Raw genomic sequence first — 16,267 nt, 5'->3', positions numbered from 1 at the left:
CGTCTGGCTTACAGCGTTGAGCGAACATCTTATCCACAGAAGCGCCAACAGAGATTGGGGGCAAGTTTCAGCTGGAAGGGGTCGTTACTCACAAACAAAAGCCAATAAAAACCGTAACTTAGACTGGCTACTTTTTGATCGAAGGCCTGGAGCGCCTGGTTTGCATGGGGTGCAGCGAGGGGCGAACAGGTTATCCACAGAGGCGCGCACAGGGATTGTGGGTAAACCGAACCTCCCACAGGGGATTGGTGGAGCCCCAGGGGCTCCACCAATCCCCTGTGGGAGCGAGCTTGCTCGCGATGAGGGACTGGCAGTCGCCTTCATCGTTAACTGACAGACCGCTATCGCGAGCAAGCTCGCTCCCACAGGGTTTCTGGTGAAGCCGCCATGGCGATCAAGGCCGATGCATGAGGTACGCCTCCCCCGTCACCCGAATCAGTGGATGCGGGACAACCTGGCAGGTTTTGACGATGCCAAAGCCATGGCGTTCATAAAAACGCCGGGCGCCGGTATTCGCGGCGTAGTCGATCAGGCTCAGGCCATTGAGCGCCAACTGATCGGCACGCTGTTGCGCCAGCTCGAGAAAGCGCACGCCGAGCCCCTTGTTACGCCAGCCTTCATGCAGGGCCAGGCTTGAGATATAGAGGGTGTCGGGCACTTCCATGTCGGCGTAGGGCGCCAGGACCGGATCGGTCACCGGCACCGCCAGCGGATCCTCGCGGGTCACATAACAGTGCATCATGCCGATGACCTGGCCATTGGCATAGGCGACAAGGCAGTTCTGGTAGGAAAAATCGACGTTCTCTCGAGCATAACGAGCAGCCCCCACGTCCAGAAGGTCCTGCCCTGGCTCTGCCAATTGGCTCCAGATGTAATCCGACGCACCCTCTGAGGAAATCCGGAACAGACGGGCGATCTCCCGTGCATCCGTGGGCAAGGCCGGGCGAAATACAACTTCCATCGATGGGCTCCATTTGGCTGACAGCGGTCGTTTTTTAAGCGCAGGCCTGGACGACCCGGTTGGCGCCGTGTGCGACGAGTGTCGAACAGGTTATCCACAGAGAGGCCCACAGGGATTGTGGGTAACACGCATCTCCTCAGGAGCTAGCCTTGTGGGAGCAAAGCTTGCTCGCGATCCAGGCGCCTCGGTACCTAAGAGACCGAGGCGTTTTCATCGCGAGCAAGCTTTGCTCCCACAGGCTCGCTCCCAAGGGGTCATGCGGTGAGCCTGGGCTCAGCGAACCACCCCTTCCTCCACCAACAACTTGAGGATCGCCTCGGCGCCCGCCTCCGGGCTCACGCCCTTGAGCACTTGCCCGCCTCCGCCGCTGGCCTTGGCCGTGGCGGCTTTCATGCGGTCAGCGCCGCTCTTGGCCTTGATCACTTTCAGGCGCTTAGGGCGTGGCTTGGCCGGTTGCAGGGTCGCCACCGCCAGCAAGGTGTCGTCGATCACTTCGACTTCCTCGGCATGCAGCGCCCCGCGCCGAGCCGGGCCGTAGGCGCTTTGTCGAGGTTTTGGCGCAGCGTTATCCACAGTGGCCAGGAACGGCAGGCGCACTTTGAGACGGCGCCGTTGGCCGCGGGGCAAGGCTTGCAGCACCAGGGCCACGCCGCCGTCGATGGACTCGACCTGGGCCAACCCCACCACCAACGGCCAACCGAGGTTTTCCGCCAGCAAAAAGGGCAGCATGCCCGAACCTTCACCGGTTTCCGCCTGGCTGCCGGTGAGCACCACTTGGGCGCCAGCGTCCCGCAGGTAATCGGTCAGGGCTGGCAGGGCATCGGCCCCGTCGGGATTTTCCAGGACGTGGAGTTCGTCCAGGCCCATGCCCAGGTAGGCGCGCAGCGCCGGTTCGGCCACGTCGCCGGCGTGCAGCACTTGCAGGTCGTTGCCGGCCAGTTGCAGGCCCAGTTCCACGGCCCGGGCGTCCTGTTCGGCGCGCCGGGGCCGACCGGAAGTGGGGTGGGCGCCGATGGACACGAGGCTGATCACTTGGGTACTCATCAACTTATCCTTCTTAAGCCGCATCGCGCTTGGCTTCGTTGCGGTAAGCCTCTACCGCCGCGATCAAGGCCTGGAGAATCGCCGCGCTGTCACCGATCACCGACAGGTCCGCCCGTTTGATCATGTCGCAGCCCGGATCGAGGTTGATCGCCACCACCTTGTCGCAAGCGCCAATGCCTTGCAGGTGCTGAATCGCCCCGGAAATCCCCACGGCCACGTAGACCCGCGCCGTGACCCAGGTGCCGGACGCACCGACCTGGCGATCGCGGGCCATGAAGCCATCGTCCACCGCCACCCGCGAAGCGCCTTCGGTGGCGCCCAGGGCCGCGGCAGTCTGGTGGAACAGCGCCCAGTCCTTGACCCCGTTGCCGCCGGAGAAAATGAATTCGGCCTCGGCCATCGGGATCGCGCCCGGGTCCACCGCCACGGCGCCAAGATCTTCGATACGCGACAAGCTGCGGGCCACGCTTGTGGATAACTCCACCGGCAAGGCTTCGTGGCGGGTTTCGCTGACCGGTTCGGCGCATTCGGCCGCCGCCAGGATCAAGCGCGCCAGCGGTCGGGCCAAGTCTTGCAGGCCCGCACCGGCGCGGCCGATGCACTCCTCGCCCTTGACCTGCCAGACCCGCGTGGCCGGGCGTTCGCCCAGGGCTGCGGCAAAGCGCCGGCCCAGTTCGCCGCCACCGGTGCGGCTGTCGGGCAGCAGCCAATGGCGTGGGTTGAACTGGTTATCCACAGCCCGCAGGCCCTGCACCCGTTGTTCCGGTGCATAACCACTGAATGCCTCGCCCTCGAGCACCAGCAAGCGGTCGACGCCCGCCGTGGCGAAGGCACTTTCCTTGTGCTCGCCGAACACCACGGCCAGCACCGCGCCGTCGCTGCCGGCCAACTGATGGGCCAGGCCCAGCAGGTCGCGGTCGTGGCTGCTGAGGCGGCCACCGACCATGTCCGGAACGACGCAAATATGGAACGCCGGTTGCGGCACTTGATGCAGCGGCAATTGCACTTCAACGGCAGCGGTGCGTTTGCTCGCGCCACCCTGCTGGGCACCGCTGCGATCAATCCGTTTGATGCCGTTGGGGCCGATGAAGCCGATGCCATGGACGTTCTTGCGGATGACGCCGTTGGGCCCCATCCAGCTGTGCTGTACCGGTTGCATGGCCGCGTGCAGCGGGTGCAAGCGGTTGCGGGCGATCCACTCGGCGCGAGGGTCGCGGCGGATGATGTCGCTCATTAATGCACCTCCGCGGGTTCACGTTTGGCTGGGGCCACGGGCTTGCTCGGGGCCGCGTCTTCCAGCAGCGCATCGGCCACCAGTTCGGCAATGTCCTTGATCATCGGCCGCGGTTCGACCACGCCTTCGAGCATCGCGGTGCACTGTGGGCAACCCACGGCCACCAGCTCGGCGCCGGTTTCGCGGATGTCGTCCATGCGCATGTCGGGGATCCGCTGCTTGCCTGGAATGTCAGTGATCGGCGCACCACCGCCACCGCCGCAGCAACGCGAACGGAAACCGGAACGCTGCATCTCCTTGACCTCGATACCCAGGGCACGCAGCACCTGGCGCGGTGCCTCGTATTCGCCGTTGTAGCGGCCCAGGTAGCACGGGTCGTGATAGGTCACGCTGTCGCCCTTGTGCTGGCCGAGGTTCAGCGCACCGGCGTCGATGATCTCTGCCATGTAGGTGCTGTGGTGCTGCACCAGGTAGTTGCCATCGAAGGCGCCGTATTCGTTTTTCAGCACGTGGAAGCTGTGGGGGTCGCAGGTGACGATGCGATTGAAACTGTATTTGGCCAGGGTTTGGATGTTGCGTTTGGCCAGCAGTTGGAAGGTCGCTTCGTCACCCAGGCGCCGGGCCACGTCGCCGCTGTCGCGTTCTTCGAGGCCGAGCACGGCAAAGTCGATCTTCGCCGCCTTGAGCACTTTGACGAAGGCGCGCAAGGTGCGCTGGTTGCGCATGTCGAAGGCACCGTCGCCGACCCAGAACAGCACGTCGGTGGATTTCTTCTCGCTGAGCAGATTGAGGTTCAGGTCCGCCGCCCAGTTCATCCGCCCACCCGGGGCGAAGCCGCCAGGGTTGTCGGTGGCGATGAGGTTTTCCAAGACCTCGGCGCCCTTGTTCGGCGTCGCGCCTTTTTCCAGGGTCAGGTGACGACGCATGTCGACGATGGCATCGACGTGCTCGATCATCATCGGGCATTCCTCGACGCACGCCCGGCAGGTGGTGCAGGACCAAAGGGTCTCGGCGTCCACCAGGCCGTTGACGATGGGCTGGTGCGGGTTGCCGCCGTGTTCGCCCACCGGTTTACCCGGATACGGGCTGCCGGCGAATTTCGCATCGGTGCCGCCGGCCAGGCCGACGACCATGTCCTGGATGAGTTTTTTCGGGTTCAACGGCTGGCCGGCAGCGAACGCCGGGCAGGCCGCTTCGCACTTGCCGCACTGCACGCAGGCATCGAAGCCCAGCAGTTGGTTCCAGGTGAAGTCCTTGGGTTTCTCCACACCCAGCGGCGCGGCGGGATCGTTCAGGTCCAGCGGCTTGAGGCCAGTGGAACGGCCGCCACCAAAGCGCTCGGCACGGCGGTGCCAGGCCAAGTGCAGGGCACCGGCGAAGGCGTGCTTCATCGGCCCGCCCCAGGTCATGCCGAAGAACAATTCCGACACGCCCCACAACACACCGACACCCAGGACCGCCGCCACCAGCCAACCGCCGAAGTTCTCCGGCAGGATGCCCGCCACCGGCAAGGTCACCAGGAAGAACGATGCCGAGAAGGCCAGCAGGCTTTTCGGCAGGCGCATCCACGGGCCCTTGGACAACCGGGCGGGCGGATTGCGCCGACGCAGGTAGACGAAGATCGCACCGACGAACATCACGGCCGACATCAACAGCAACGCATAGCCGAGGAAGCGGTTATGCAGGCCAAACCCGTGGACCAGGATCGCCAGCACCGCCGACGCCACCGCACCACCGGCCGTGGCCACGTGGGTGTTGGCAATGTATTTGTCCCGCGCCACCACGTGGTGCAAATCCACCATGTAGCGCTTGGGCATGGCAAAGAGACCGCCGATCAGGTCGACCTTGGCCGGTCGTCCCCGGCGCCACATGTTCACCCGCCGCAAGGCGCCGAGGACCGCAAGGCCCAGGGCAGCGAACAGCAGGATTGGAAGAAGGGTGTTCAGCATGGTGAAGCTCCCAAAGACCTCAGGTCTTGCAGGCACAGAAACCTGGATGTCTTGCTCGATCCCTGTGGGAGCAAGGCTTGCCCGCGATGCAGTCGACTCGGTCAGTCAGATGCTGCGCGTCGCATTTTTCGCGGGCAAGCCTTGCTCCCACAGGGTTATCCACAAGCCGTTAGAAATCCTTGCACAACCGCAGGGCGTCGTAGATGGCCGCGTGGGTATTACGCTGGGCCACGCAGTCGCCGATGCGGAACAGCAGGTAGCCCTCGCCGCTCTGCTCCAGGCATGGCTGGGGCTTGATCGCGAACAGGGCTTCAACGTCGATCTGACCCTTGTTGCGCGAACCTTCCTTGAGCGCGTAGTAGATTTCTTCGTCCGGCCGCACGCCGTTTTCCACCACCACCTGGTCCACCACGCGTTCTTCCTTGGCACCGGTGTATTCGTTCTCCAACACCGCCACCAACTTGTCGCCTTCGCGGTAGACCTTCTCCAGCATCATGTCCCCGGTCATGATCACTTCCTTGGGGTACATGCTGCGGTAGTAGGTGGGGAACGACGTCCCGCCAATGGCCACGCCCGGCTTGATGTCGTCGGTGACGATCTCGACCTGGCTGCCTTTGTCGGCGAGGAAGTCGGCCACCGACATGCCGGTGAACTCACAAATGGTGTCGTAGACCAACACGTTCTTGCCCGGCGCAACCTTGCCGTCGAGCACGTCCCAGCTGCTGACCACCAGCCCTTCGGCGGCGCCCCAGTGCTCGTTCTGCTCCACGTTCGGATGCCCACCGACGGCCAGCACAACCACGTCCGGACGCAGGTCCATAATGGTCGCCGCGTCTGCCGCCACGCCCAGGCGCAGATCGACTTTCAGCCGCGCCAGCTCCAGCTGGAACCAGCGGGTGATACCGGCGATCTGGTCCCGTTGCGGAGCTTTCGAGGCGGTGGTGATCTGCCCGCCAATGAATTCCTTCTTCTCGAACAGGGTCACATCGTGGCCACGTTCGGCGGCCACACGTGCCGCTTCCATCCCGGCCGGGCCGGCACCAACGACGACCACTTTGCGTTTCGGCCCGGTGGACTTCTCGATGATGTGCGGCACGCCCATGTATTCACGGGACGTCGCGGCGTTCTGGATGCACAGCACGTCCAGGCCTTGGTACTGGCGGTCGATGCAGTAGTTGGCGCCGACGCATTGCTTGATCTGGTCGATCTGGCCCATCTTGATCTTGGCGATCAGGTGCGGGTCCGCGATGTGGGCGCGGGTCATGCCGACCATGTCGACGTAACCGCCCTCCAGGATCCGCGTGGCCTGGTTCGGGTCCTTGATGTTCTGCGCGTGCAGCACCGGGACCTTGACCACTTCCTTGATACCGGCGGCCAAGTGCAGGAACGGCTCCGGTGGATAGCTCATGTTCGGGATGACGTTGGCCAGGGTGTTGTGGGTGTCGCAACCCGAGCCCACCACGCCGATGAAATCCAGCATGCCGGTGTCGTCGTAATACTTGGCGATCTGCTTCATGTCCTCGTGGGACAAGCCGTCCGGGTGGAACTCGTCGCCGCACAGGCGCATGCCCACGCAGAAATCGTCGCCCACTTCGGCGCGCACGGCCTTCAACACTTCCAGGCCGAATTTCATACGACCTTCGAAGCTGCCGCCCCATTCGTCGGTACGCTTGTTGACCCGCGGGCTCCAGAACTGGTCGATCATGTGTTGGTGCACGGCGGACAGCTCGACGCCGTCCAGGCCACCGGCCTTCGCACGCCGTGCCGCCTGGGCGTAGTTGCCGATCACCCGCCAGATTTCTTCCGGTTCGATGGTCTTGCAGGTCGCACGGTGCACCGGCTCACGCACGCCGGACGGCGACATCAGGGTCGGCCAGTTGAAACCGTCCCAGCGCGAGCGACGGCCCATGTGGGTAATCTGGATCATGATCTTGGCGCCATGCTTGTGCATGGCGTCGGCCAGGTTCTGGAAGTGCGGGATGATGCGGTCGGTGGACAGGTTCACCGAGCTCCACCATTCCTGCGGGCTGTCGATGGCAACCACCGACGAGCCACCGCAGATCGCCAGGCCGATGCCGCCCTTGGCCTTCTCTTCGTAATACTTCACGTACCGGTCGGTGGTCATGCCGCCGTCGGTGGCGTAGACCTCGGCGTGCGCGGTGCTGAGCACGCGGTTGCGGATGGTCAGCTTGCCGATCTGGATCGGCTGGAACATTGCTTCAAAAGCCATGGTGCGATCCTCGACTTACAACGGCTTGACGATGAACAGGCCGTCGTCGTGGCCTTCTTCGGAACCGCCGTAGACCTGCTCGGCCACGGTGCGGATCTTGCTGCCGCGAGCGGCGAGGATCTGGTCCATGGCACCGGCGAACCAGCCAGTGAACATGTAGTCGACCTTGCGTCCGACCTTGCCGTACACATAGACAAATGCCGAGTGTTCGAGCTTGACGCTGGCGGTGCCTTTGTCCAGGTCGATGTCCTGGATCTTGAACAGGCCCCAGCCACGCTGGGACAGGCGCTTCATGTAGTGCTCGAACACCGCGACGCCTTCCAGGCCATGGCATTCGGCTTCTTTTTCACACCAGTGCCAGGCGGATTTGTAGCCGGCCTTGTAGAGAATCTCGGCGTAGGCGTCGGCGCCCAGCACTTCTTCGATGCCCATGTGGTTGTTGACGAAGAAGTGACGCGGTACGTACAGCATTGGCAGGGCGTCGGACGTCCAGATACCGGTTTCGCTGTCGACTTCGATAGGCAGTTGCGGGGCGATTTTGGCCATGAAAACTTGACTCCGGAAATTCGTGGTATTGCCTGCGGCGCAGAGGGCCGCAGGTAGAGGATTAGCGATGCGGCGGCGGTTATTCGCCCCAGACGTCTTTCAAGACGTTGACCCAGTTCTCGCCCATGATCTTGCGCACCACCCGCTCAGGATGGCCGCGCTTGAGCAGCGTCTCGGTGAGGTTCGGGAACTCGCCCACGGTGCGGATGCCCAGGGGGTTGATGATCTTGCCGAAGCTGGTCAGACGACGGGCGTAGCCCTTGTCGTGGGTCAGCATCTCGAAGAAATCCTGGCCGTGGCCCTGGGTGAAGTCGGTACCGATGCCGATGGCGTCCTCACCGACGATGTTCATGGTGTATTCGATGGCTTCGGCGTAGTCGTCGATGGTCGAATCGATGCCCTTGGCCAGGAACGGCGCGAACATAGTCACGCCGACGAAACCACCGTGGTCGGCAATGAACTTCAGCTCTTCATCGGATTTGTTGCGCGGGTGCTCTTTCAGGCCGGACGGTAGGCAGTGGGAATAGCACACCGGCTTCTTCGATTCGAGGATGACTTCTTCGGAGGTCTTGGAACCGACGTGGGACAGGTCGCACATGATGCCGACACGGTTCATCTCGGCGACGATCTCGCGACCGAAGCCCGACAGGCCGCCGTCACGCTCGTAGCAACCGGTGCCGACCAGGTTCTGGGTGTTGTAGCACATCTGCACCACACCCACGCCCAGCTGCTTGAAGATCTCGACGTAGCCGAGCTGGTCTTCGAAGGCGTGGGCGTTCTGGAAGCCGAAGATGATGCCGGTCTTGCCCTGCTCCTTGGCGCGACGGATGTCGGCGGTGGTTTTCACCGGGATCACCAGGTCGCTGTTCTCGCGGATCAGCTTCTGGCTGGCAACAATGTTGTTGATGGTGGCCTGGAAACCTTCCCACACCGACACGGTGCAGTTGGCTGCGGTCAGGCCGCCCTTGCGCATGTCTTCGAACAGGTCGCGGTTCCACTTGGCAATGATCAGCCCGTCGATAACGATGCTGTCGGCGTGCAATTCGGCTGGGCTCATCAGGCAGTCCCCTTTTATCAGCGATTCATGCGCCGAATCGTGTGCCGGCGCTTTGGGGCCAGCATATGCCTGAGGGCCGTTGCGACCCGGTGCAAAAACGACAGGGGAATTGCCGAAAGCGTCAATCCACGACAATGGGCTACGACAGGCCCACCCTGCCCGTCTGTTCTTTACCCGACGCTTGCGCCAGAATCCGCCGCATCACTGGTTTTCACTGGACTTGAGCGGCAACGCAATGAAATCAATCTTCCTGGCTTTGGCACTGATCAGCACCCTGGCACACGCAACCGAAGACACCGAGCCCAACCCCTGCGACGAAGTCGAAAACGACGTCCAGACCCTGGCCTGCTCGGCCTATGGCAAAACCGCCGCCGAACAATTGCTGGGCGAAAACCTGCAGAGCCTCTTCGAGCGCCTGCAAACCCGCTACGCCAGCGACAAGGCCCAGTTCAACGACATCACTGCCAAGGTCAAGGCCGCCCAACAACTGTGGCAAAAACAGCGCGACGCCGACTGCGCCATCGCCGCCTTCCCGGCCAAACCCGGCAGCGAAGCCTACAAAATCGCCGAAAACGACTGCATGGCCCAAGTGAGCGATGATCGGTCGGAGTTTTTGGAGTCGATTGGGCAGGAGTAACCCCACCCTATGGATAACAACTTGATTCCCCATGAAGTCGTCAGCCCTATCGTCGACGGTGCCACGCCCATTCGTGCCTGGCGCGAACACTTGAACCTGACTCAAGCTAAAGTCGCCAGGCGCCTGGGTATTTCTCAGCCGGCGTTTGCCCAGCAAGAGTCGGTCACCAAGCCTCGCCGAGCCACCCGCGAAAAAATTGCCGCGGCCTTTGGTATCCGGGCTGACCAGTTGGAGCTGTAAGCTGCACGTCACCATCGAGCAAAGGGCTTCACATGAAAACTTGCGGTATCGAAATCAAAGGCAGCGAAGCGATCATCGCCGTTGCCTCGCTGGATCAACAGGCGCTGAGCCACGTCGCGCTGAACACCAAGAAAATCGCCTTGGACGACGATGACGACGCCGCCAACGTCAAGGCGTTCGCCGCCCAGGTGCGGGCGTTCGTGGCGGACAACGGCATCGAACGCATCGCCATCAAGAAACGCAGCAAGAAAGGCGAGTTCGCCGGTGGGCCGACCACGTTCAAGATCGAAGGGGTTTTCCAGTTGCTGGAAGGCTGTGAGGTAACGCTGCTGTCGCCGCAGACCCTCAATGCGCAGAGCAAGAAACATGACTTCGCCCTGCCGGCGACGCTGAACAAGTATCAGCATGAGGCTTATAAAGCGGCGTGTTCGGCACTGATGAAGAAATAGACCTCTATCAGCCGAACAAGCACCTGTGGAGAGTTTTTTGTGGGAGCAAAGCTTGCTCGCGATGGAGGCGATGCGGTCCTTCAGAAAACGAGTCGACTGTTTCGCGAGCAAGCTTTGCTCCCACAACCCCCCTCTCGCCACAGGTCACTATGCTCGACCGCTAATCGGGTCAGGACCGATTCTGCTGCTGGCGATACCCCTTCAACCAATCGGCAAACGCCTTGTCCTCCAGCGCATAACCGCCGCGATTGGACTTCCACACCAACTCCTTGTCACGCAGCGCGTCGATGCACGATTGGATGGTCTGGGTACCGGGCACGACTTCGCTGCCCATGCTCTTCAGCGCCTTGCCCACCGCCTCCAGCGTGGAATCAGTGAAAGGCGCGAAGGGCTCGTTGTTTTGCGAGCGCTCGGCCATGACCTGCAGCACGGCGCGTTGCGGCACCGTCAGGGCGTTCCAGGCACTCTCGAACTCGGTCCAGACGCCAGCGCGGAGCATTTCGGCGCTATTGCGCAGCAATTCACCCAAATGGCTCGCCTCACCCAGTTCCAGCGCAATTTCGCCGATGACGCTGCGCAACATCTCGGGACGACGCCCTACCAGCTCAAAGGCCTGGTCGAGGTCATCGGCGTTGAACTGGTTGGTCTGGGCCAGGTGTGCGTTCAAATGGACGGTGTAGGCCTGGGTGAAGGCTTTGCCCAATAAAGGGAACGGCGTGATGCTGGACCCGTAGAAGGGTTGGTTACGGCTGAGTACCAAGTGCGCGAGCTTGTCGCGATTGGAGCCGGTGAACACCAGCCGCAGGCCGCTGGTATCACCCTCACGCCCCTGGTTGAGCTGATCGCGAGCGGCCTTGAGGCCGAACATCGCATTGACGCCGGCCTCGGTGGTCAACGCATGCTGGGCCTCGTCGATTACCAACACCACGGTTTTACCGGCAGCACTGTGCAGCAACTCCAGCGCCTGGGTCAGCGTCGCGCCTTCGGGCAGTTGCGGCAGGCTGAAATCCCAGGACAACGTGCGCAAGAAACTGAGTTTGTCGATACCCATGGACTTGGCAAGCTTGCGGATGCCCTTTTCATAAGGCACCAGGGCACCGGCGATAGCCGAGGCGATCAGGTCGGCTGGGTCCTTCTCCTTGTTGGCCCAGAGATCGACGTAGACAGCGAGCCAGCCACGGGCTTCACATTCGGGAATCAAGTCTTCGCGCAGGAAGGTACTTTTTCCGGTACGCCTTGGCGCGGCCAGGAACAGGCCGGAGGTGTAATCCTGGATCCCGCCGCCGACCAGCCCGTCGACAATATTGCGGGCCAGATCGGGGCGCCGGAAAACAAAACCGGGGTGCTTGGACATGGTTTTATACTCAATTATGGCAACAGGTATAATTTATAGTCGTGAGTATAATTGACTATAAATGTCTGTCAAACCCGCTCCGCCCGTCCGGAACCTCTCAACCAAATACGACTGTTTCTTAGGGGATGAGTCCCGTGGACCCATGACTCAGGGTCTCCCAAAGGTAATGAAATTTGCCTTTGACGGGGCGGTGCTTTTGCAGGAAAAGCGACGTCTGCGGCAGGGAAAGGCCTTCGCGCAGCGCGTAGTGATTGAAGCCTATCTCGAACGTACCGACCGTATCGTTCTTGTATCCATCATAGGCCTTGCATAATTTTGCCTGGCCACCGTTTTGATAGGCACTGTGCAATTCCATCGCCTTAGGGATACGTAACGCGGCCTGACTGATTTGATCCTGATACAAATCAAGCCCCTGTAAACGAGCGCTCTGCGCAACATTGATTATTGCCGCCAAACCATAAGCCGCATGCTCAAAATCCCGACAACTTTCTTGCGTCAAACCTTCTACGTAGGTTTCAGGGTTGCTCCAGTGCGCATTGATTTGCGCGTTGCTTCGCGGGCACCACGGAGCGTCTTTCGGACGCGCGCCATCTGAGGAAAGATAGATATAGGACGGAACGAGGCTACGCCACTTCGCAACAGCGTCATCAAGCCATATTTGATTTTTATTGAATACAGCAATATTGAACATCGCTTCAATGGCGCTTGCATGCCAATTTTTGTTATAGCAAACATAACCGCCAGAAAAAGCACGTAGCACATCAGGATAATATTGCCTCGCAAACAGCCGAGTAACCTTGTCTTTTTCCGGTTGGGGCCATCCGTCATAGGAATATTTGACAATCTCAGCAGCCCGAGTAAACAACTCTGCCCCCCAGGCAGCCTGCAAGGGTCCATTACTGTTAGTGTGTCCCCCCGTCAGCGTCTCGGCCCATGCGTTAAGGATTTTTCGTACGTTTTCGGCATATCGAGGGTCACCGCTCAACCGCCACAATAACGCCTGTGTGTAGGCCGCTCGTGCGTCTCTAATTTCATCCGAACAGCCATTATTGGGGTTTGAATACGAGCCGCACTCCACAGTCGCCCAAGGAGTGGGCTCGTAGGCTTTATCGGCCAACGGGTCCTGCAAAGCTCTCTCATAAGCACTTTTCCAAGGTTCACGGTAAATATTTTCCTTGATGTACCGTAATTGTTTGAAGTCCACCAAGATACCCGGGTGGGCAATTTCCCCCTGTGCCGCGCGACTCATAAATAGCAACAACCAAAAAAGCCAGACACTTTTTCTCACGCACAGCACCTCGCTTGACGCTTATTCAGCACCCGACGACAACAAGCATTATTGAATTGGCGGACAACGCGTTGCCCGCCGACACTAACGAAGGACAGTCTTTAAAAAAATCACAGCAGCCGCCACAAACAATCTAAATCAAGATGTTTTTAATTGTTTTCGATGCGCTCGCCATTGAAGCGTTTAATTTCTCGCCACCTGTCGCCGATCCTCCCGCGGGCAGCGCGCGAACCGTGTCCGATAGCTGCGGGTAAAGTACGACGGTGACTCAAAGCCGCAGGCGATGCTCACCTCCAGCACGCTCATGTCGGTCTGGCGCAGCAGCTGCCGGGCCTTTTCCAGGCGCAGGCGCAGGTAGAAGTTGCTCGGGGTGTCGTTCAGGTGCAGGCGGAACAGGCGTTCGAGCTGGCGGCGGGTGACGTTGATCGACTCGGCCAACGCCAAGGTGCTCAGGGGCGGTTCGCTGTGGGTTTCCATCTCGCCGATGACGTGCACCAGCTTCTTGTTGCGAACGCCATAGCGATTGGCGATTTCCATGCGCTGGTGGTCTTTGCGCGGGCGGATGCGGCCGAGCACGAACTGTTCGCTGACCTGGATCGCCAGTTCCGAACCGTGGGCCTGGCCGATCAGATCGAGCATCAGGTCGATGGACGCGGTGCCGCCCGCACACGTGATGCGGCGCCGGTCGATTTCGAACAGTTCCTGGGTCACGCCAAGCTGTGGATAAGACTCCTTGAACGCCTCGATCGCTTCCCAATGCAAGGTCACGCGATGCCCTTCCAGCAGTCCCGCCTCGGCCAGGACCACGCTGCCGGTGTCGATGCCGCCCAGGATCACGCCTTCGCTGTCCAACCGATGCAGCCAGCGCTCCAGTGCCGGGGTGGCGAATTTCAGCGGCTCGAACCCCGCTACCACCCAAAGGGTCGCGCCTTTCTTCAAGGGCTCCAGCGCGGCATCGGCGTTGACCGACATGCCGTTGCTCGCCAGCACCGCCCCGCCATCGATACTCAGCACATGCCAGCGATACAGCTCGCCGCGAAAACGATTGGCCACCCGCAACGGCTCGATGGCCGAAATGAAGCCGATGGCTGAAAAGCCCGGCATCAACAAGAAGTAGAAATCCTGGGACATGGAGCGCACTCGATTGGCGGGTAGCGTGCGGATCTTGATACGCCAGTTGCAAGGGCTGTTCAAGCGCTGCAGGCCCCTATTCGTGAAACAGGACACTAGGTCGCCGCAGTGCAAGAGCACGTCGCCGCTGTGCGTTTTGCCAGGCGTGGGGCTGCGTAACTTGGCATCACCGGCACGCAGATGCCGGAACCCATAACAATAAGCTGCCGAGGAACCCGACATGAAACGACTGATCAGCTCCTGCGTCCTTGCACTCAGCGGTACCGTTTTCCTGAATGGCGCGGTCATGGCGGGCGAGCCCGCCGCATGCCAGAACGTACGCCTGGGCGTGGTGAACTGGACCGACGTCATCGCCACCAGCGCCCTGACCCAAGTGATGCTCGACGGTCTCGGCTACAAGACCAAGCAGACCAGCGCCTCCCAGCAAATCATCTTCGCCGGCATCCGCGACCAGCGCCTGGACTTGTTCCTCGGCTACTGGAACCCGTTGATGACCCAGACCATCACCCCATTCGTCGAGGCCAAGCAGGTCAAGGTGCTGGAGCAGCCCAGCCTCAAGGACGCCCGCGCCACCCTGGCCGTACCGACCTACCTGGCCGACAAGGGCCTGAAAACCTTCGCCGACATCGCCAAATTCGAAAAAGAGTTGGGCGGCAAGATCTACGGCATCGAACCCGGTTCCGGCGCCAACACCCAGATCAAGGCGATGATCGCCAAGAACCAGTTCGGCCTGGGCAAATTCCAACTGGTGGAATCCAGCGAAGCCGGCATGCTCGCCGCCGTGGACCGCGCCGTACGGCGCAAGGAAGCCGTGGTGTTCTTCGGCTGGGCGCCGCATCCGATGAACGTCAACGTGCAAATGACCTACCTCACCGGCAGCGAAGACGCCCTCGGTCCGAACGAAGGCATGGCCACCGTGTGGACCGTCACTGCGCCAAACTACGCCGAGCAATGCCCGAACGTCGGTCGCTTGCTGAGCAACCTGACCTTCACCGCCGAAGACGAGAGCCGGATGATGCAGCCGTTGCTCGATCACAAGGATCCCCTCGAATCGGCCCGGCAATGGCTCAAGGATCACCCGCAAGACAAGCAGCGCTGGCTCGAAGGCGTGACCACCTTCGACGGCAAGCCGGCCGCCGACAACCTGAAACTCACCAGTAACTGACCCACCGTTATCCATCTGCGCAGCGCCAAAGGGCTGCGCAGTGACTTACCACGCCTGAAGGAATCCGCACCATGAACCACGACGTCATCATCACCTGCGCACTCACCGGTGCTGGCGACACGACCGCCAAGAGCCCGCACGTGCCGGTCACCCCGAAACAGATCGCCGCCGCTGCCGTCGAGGCGGCGAAGGCCGGGGCCACGGTGGTCCACTGCCACGTCCGCGACCCGCAGACCGGCAAGTTCAGCCGCGACGTGGCGCTGTACCGCGAAGTGATGGAGCGCATCCGTGAGGCGGACGTGGACATCATCGTCAACCTCACCGCCGGCATGGGCGGCGACCTGGAGATCGGTGCCGGCGAACGGCCGATGGAATTCGGCCCCAACACCGACCTGGTGGGGCCGCTGACCCGCCTGGCCCACGTCGAAGAGCTGTTGCCGGAAATCTGCACGCTGGATTGCGGCACCCTGAACTTTGGCGACGGCGACACCATTTACGTCTCCACCCCGGCGCAACTGCGGGCCGGCGCCAAGCGCATCACTGAACTGGGGGTCAAGGCCGAGTTGGAGATTTTCGACACCGGCCACCTGTGGTTCGCCAAGCAACTGATCAAGGAAGGCCTGCTGGACAACCCGCTGTTCCAGCTCTGCCTGGGCATCCCGTGGGGCGCACCGGCCGACACCACCACTATGAAGGCCATGGTCGACAACCTGCCGGCCGATGCAGTGTGGGCCGGCTTCGGCATCGGCCGCATGCAAATGCCGATGGCCGCCCAGGCGGTGCTGCTGGGGGGCAACGTGCGGGTCGGGCTGGAAGACAACCTCTGGCTGGACAAAGGCGTGCTCGCCACCAACGGCCAATTGGTGGAGCGGGCTGGCGAAATCCTCAGTCGCCTTGGGGCGCGAGTGCTCACGCCGGCTGAAGGTCGCAAGAAAATGGGCTTAAGCAAACGCGGCTAGCCGAATCTCCATCGTCCTCCTGT

The 16,267-nt window shown here is 61.5% G+C and carries 14 protein-coding genes and 1 pseudogene; 5 read left to right on the top strand and 10 right to left on the bottom strand.

Annotation, left to right across the window (positions count from 1 at the left end; all coding sequences use genetic code 11):
- Positions 1–394: 394 nt before the first annotated feature.
- The 7 genes from AB4N80_RS07625 to AB4N80_RS07595 form a co-directional block, all read right to left on the bottom strand.
- Positions 395–961: a GNAT family N-acetyltransferase gene (locus AB4N80_RS07625; RefSeq protein WP_354336632.1), complete on the bottom strand. Its 567-nt coding sequence runs from the start codon at positions 959–961 to the stop codon at positions 395–397.
- Positions 962–1,234: 273 nt separating this feature from the next.
- Positions 1,235–2,005: an electron transfer flavoprotein subunit beta gene (gene etfB, locus AB4N80_RS07620; protein ID WP_460081357.1), complete on the bottom strand. Its 771-nt coding sequence runs from the start codon at positions 2,003–2,005 to the stop codon at positions 1,235–1,237.
- A 13-nt stretch (positions 2,006–2,018) separates the two neighbouring features.
- Positions 2,019–3,239, bottom strand: a complete 1,221-nt coding sequence (gene etfA / locus AB4N80_RS07615; protein ID WP_122566613.1) for an electron transfer flavoprotein subunit alpha — start codon at positions 3,237–3,239, stop codon at positions 2,019–2,021.
- Positions 3,239–5,188: a dimethylglycine demethylation protein DgcB gene (dgcB, locus tag AB4N80_RS07610; protein ID WP_460081353.1), complete on the bottom strand. Its 1,950-nt coding sequence runs from the start codon at positions 5,186–5,188 to the stop codon at positions 3,239–3,241. Before dgcB ends, etfA begins: the two co-directional genes overlap by 1 nt.
- A gap of 169 nt (positions 5,189–5,357) precedes the next feature.
- Positions 5,358–7,418, bottom strand: a complete 2,061-nt coding sequence (dgcA, locus tag AB4N80_RS07605; RefSeq protein WP_122566611.1) for a dimethylglycine demethylation protein DgcA — start codon at positions 7,416–7,418, stop codon at positions 5,358–5,360.
- A gap of 15 nt (positions 7,419–7,433) precedes the next feature.
- Positions 7,434–7,964 (bottom strand): 4-vinyl reductase, encoded by a 531-nt coding sequence (locus AB4N80_RS07600; protein ID WP_092146299.1) that lies wholly within the window; start codon positions 7,962–7,964, stop codon positions 7,434–7,436.
- A gap of 79 nt (positions 7,965–8,043) precedes the next feature.
- A complete protein-coding gene (locus AB4N80_RS07595; protein ID WP_030139307.1) occupies positions 8,044–9,021 on the bottom strand; it encodes a dipeptidase in 978 nt (325 codons plus the stop codon).
- Between the two features lie 235 nt (positions 9,022–9,256).
- On the opposite strand from AB4N80_RS07595, the gene AB4N80_RS07590 reads away from it, so the two are divergent.
- The 3 genes and pseudogenes from AB4N80_RS07590 (at position 9,257) to AB4N80_RS07580 (ending at position 10,347) form a co-directional block, all read left to right on the top strand.
- Positions 9,257–9,658 (top strand): lysozyme inhibitor LprI family protein, encoded by a 402-nt coding sequence (locus tag AB4N80_RS07590; RefSeq protein WP_305471284.1) that lies wholly within the window; start codon positions 9,257–9,259, stop codon positions 9,656–9,658.
- Positions 9,659–9,670: 12 nt separating this feature from the next.
- A pseudogene (locus AB4N80_RS07585) lies at positions 9,671–9,898 on the top strand (helix-turn-helix domain-containing protein); the annotation flags it as partial.
- A 32-nt stretch (positions 9,899–9,930) separates the two neighbouring features.
- A complete protein-coding gene (locus AB4N80_RS07580; protein WP_122566608.1) occupies positions 9,931–10,347 on the top strand; it encodes a DUF3010 family protein in 417 nt (138 codons plus the stop codon).
- A 169-nt stretch (positions 10,348–10,516) separates the two neighbouring features.
- Here AB4N80_RS07580 and AB4N80_RS07575 read toward each other — a convergent pair whose 3' ends face one another.
- The 3 genes from AB4N80_RS07575 to AB4N80_RS07565 form a co-directional block, all read right to left on the bottom strand.
- Positions 10,517–11,701 carry an ATP-binding protein gene (locus tag AB4N80_RS07575; protein ID WP_122566607.1) on the bottom strand — a complete coding sequence of 395 codons (1,185 nt, stop codon included), beginning with the start codon at positions 11,699–11,701 and terminating at the stop codon, positions 10,517–10,519.
- Positions 11,702–11,819: 118 nt separating this feature from the next.
- Complete coding sequence (locus AB4N80_RS07570; protein WP_460081347.1) at positions 11,820–12,989, bottom strand: alginate lyase family protein; 1,170 nt, start codon at positions 12,987–12,989, stop codon at positions 11,820–11,822.
- A gap of 183 nt (positions 12,990–13,172) precedes the next feature.
- A complete protein-coding gene (locus AB4N80_RS07565) occupies positions 13,173–14,120 on the bottom strand; it encodes a GlxA family transcriptional regulator (protein WP_354336625.1) in 948 nt (315 codons plus the stop codon).
- Between the two features lie 220 nt (positions 14,121–14,340).
- Here AB4N80_RS07565 and AB4N80_RS07560 point away from each other — a divergent pair, with 220 nt between their 5' ends.
- On the top strand, positions 14,341–15,285 hold the full coding sequence (locus AB4N80_RS07560; RefSeq protein ID WP_122566604.1) for a choline ABC transporter substrate-binding protein: 945 nt from the start codon (positions 14,341–14,343) through the stop codon (positions 15,283–15,285).
- Positions 15,286–15,356: 71 nt separating this feature from the next.
- Positions 15,357–16,244 carry a beta-keto acid cleavage family enzyme gene (locus AB4N80_RS07555; RefSeq protein WP_305491246.1) on the top strand — a complete coding sequence of 296 codons (888 nt, stop codon included), beginning with the start codon at positions 15,357–15,359 and terminating at the stop codon, positions 16,242–16,244.
- The last annotated feature ends 23 nt before the right edge of the window (positions 16,245–16,267 follow it).

It is taken from the genome of Pseudomonas sp. H3_A02, assembly GCF_054671965.1.
This window is presented reverse-complemented; position numbering and strand designations above follow the sequence as displayed.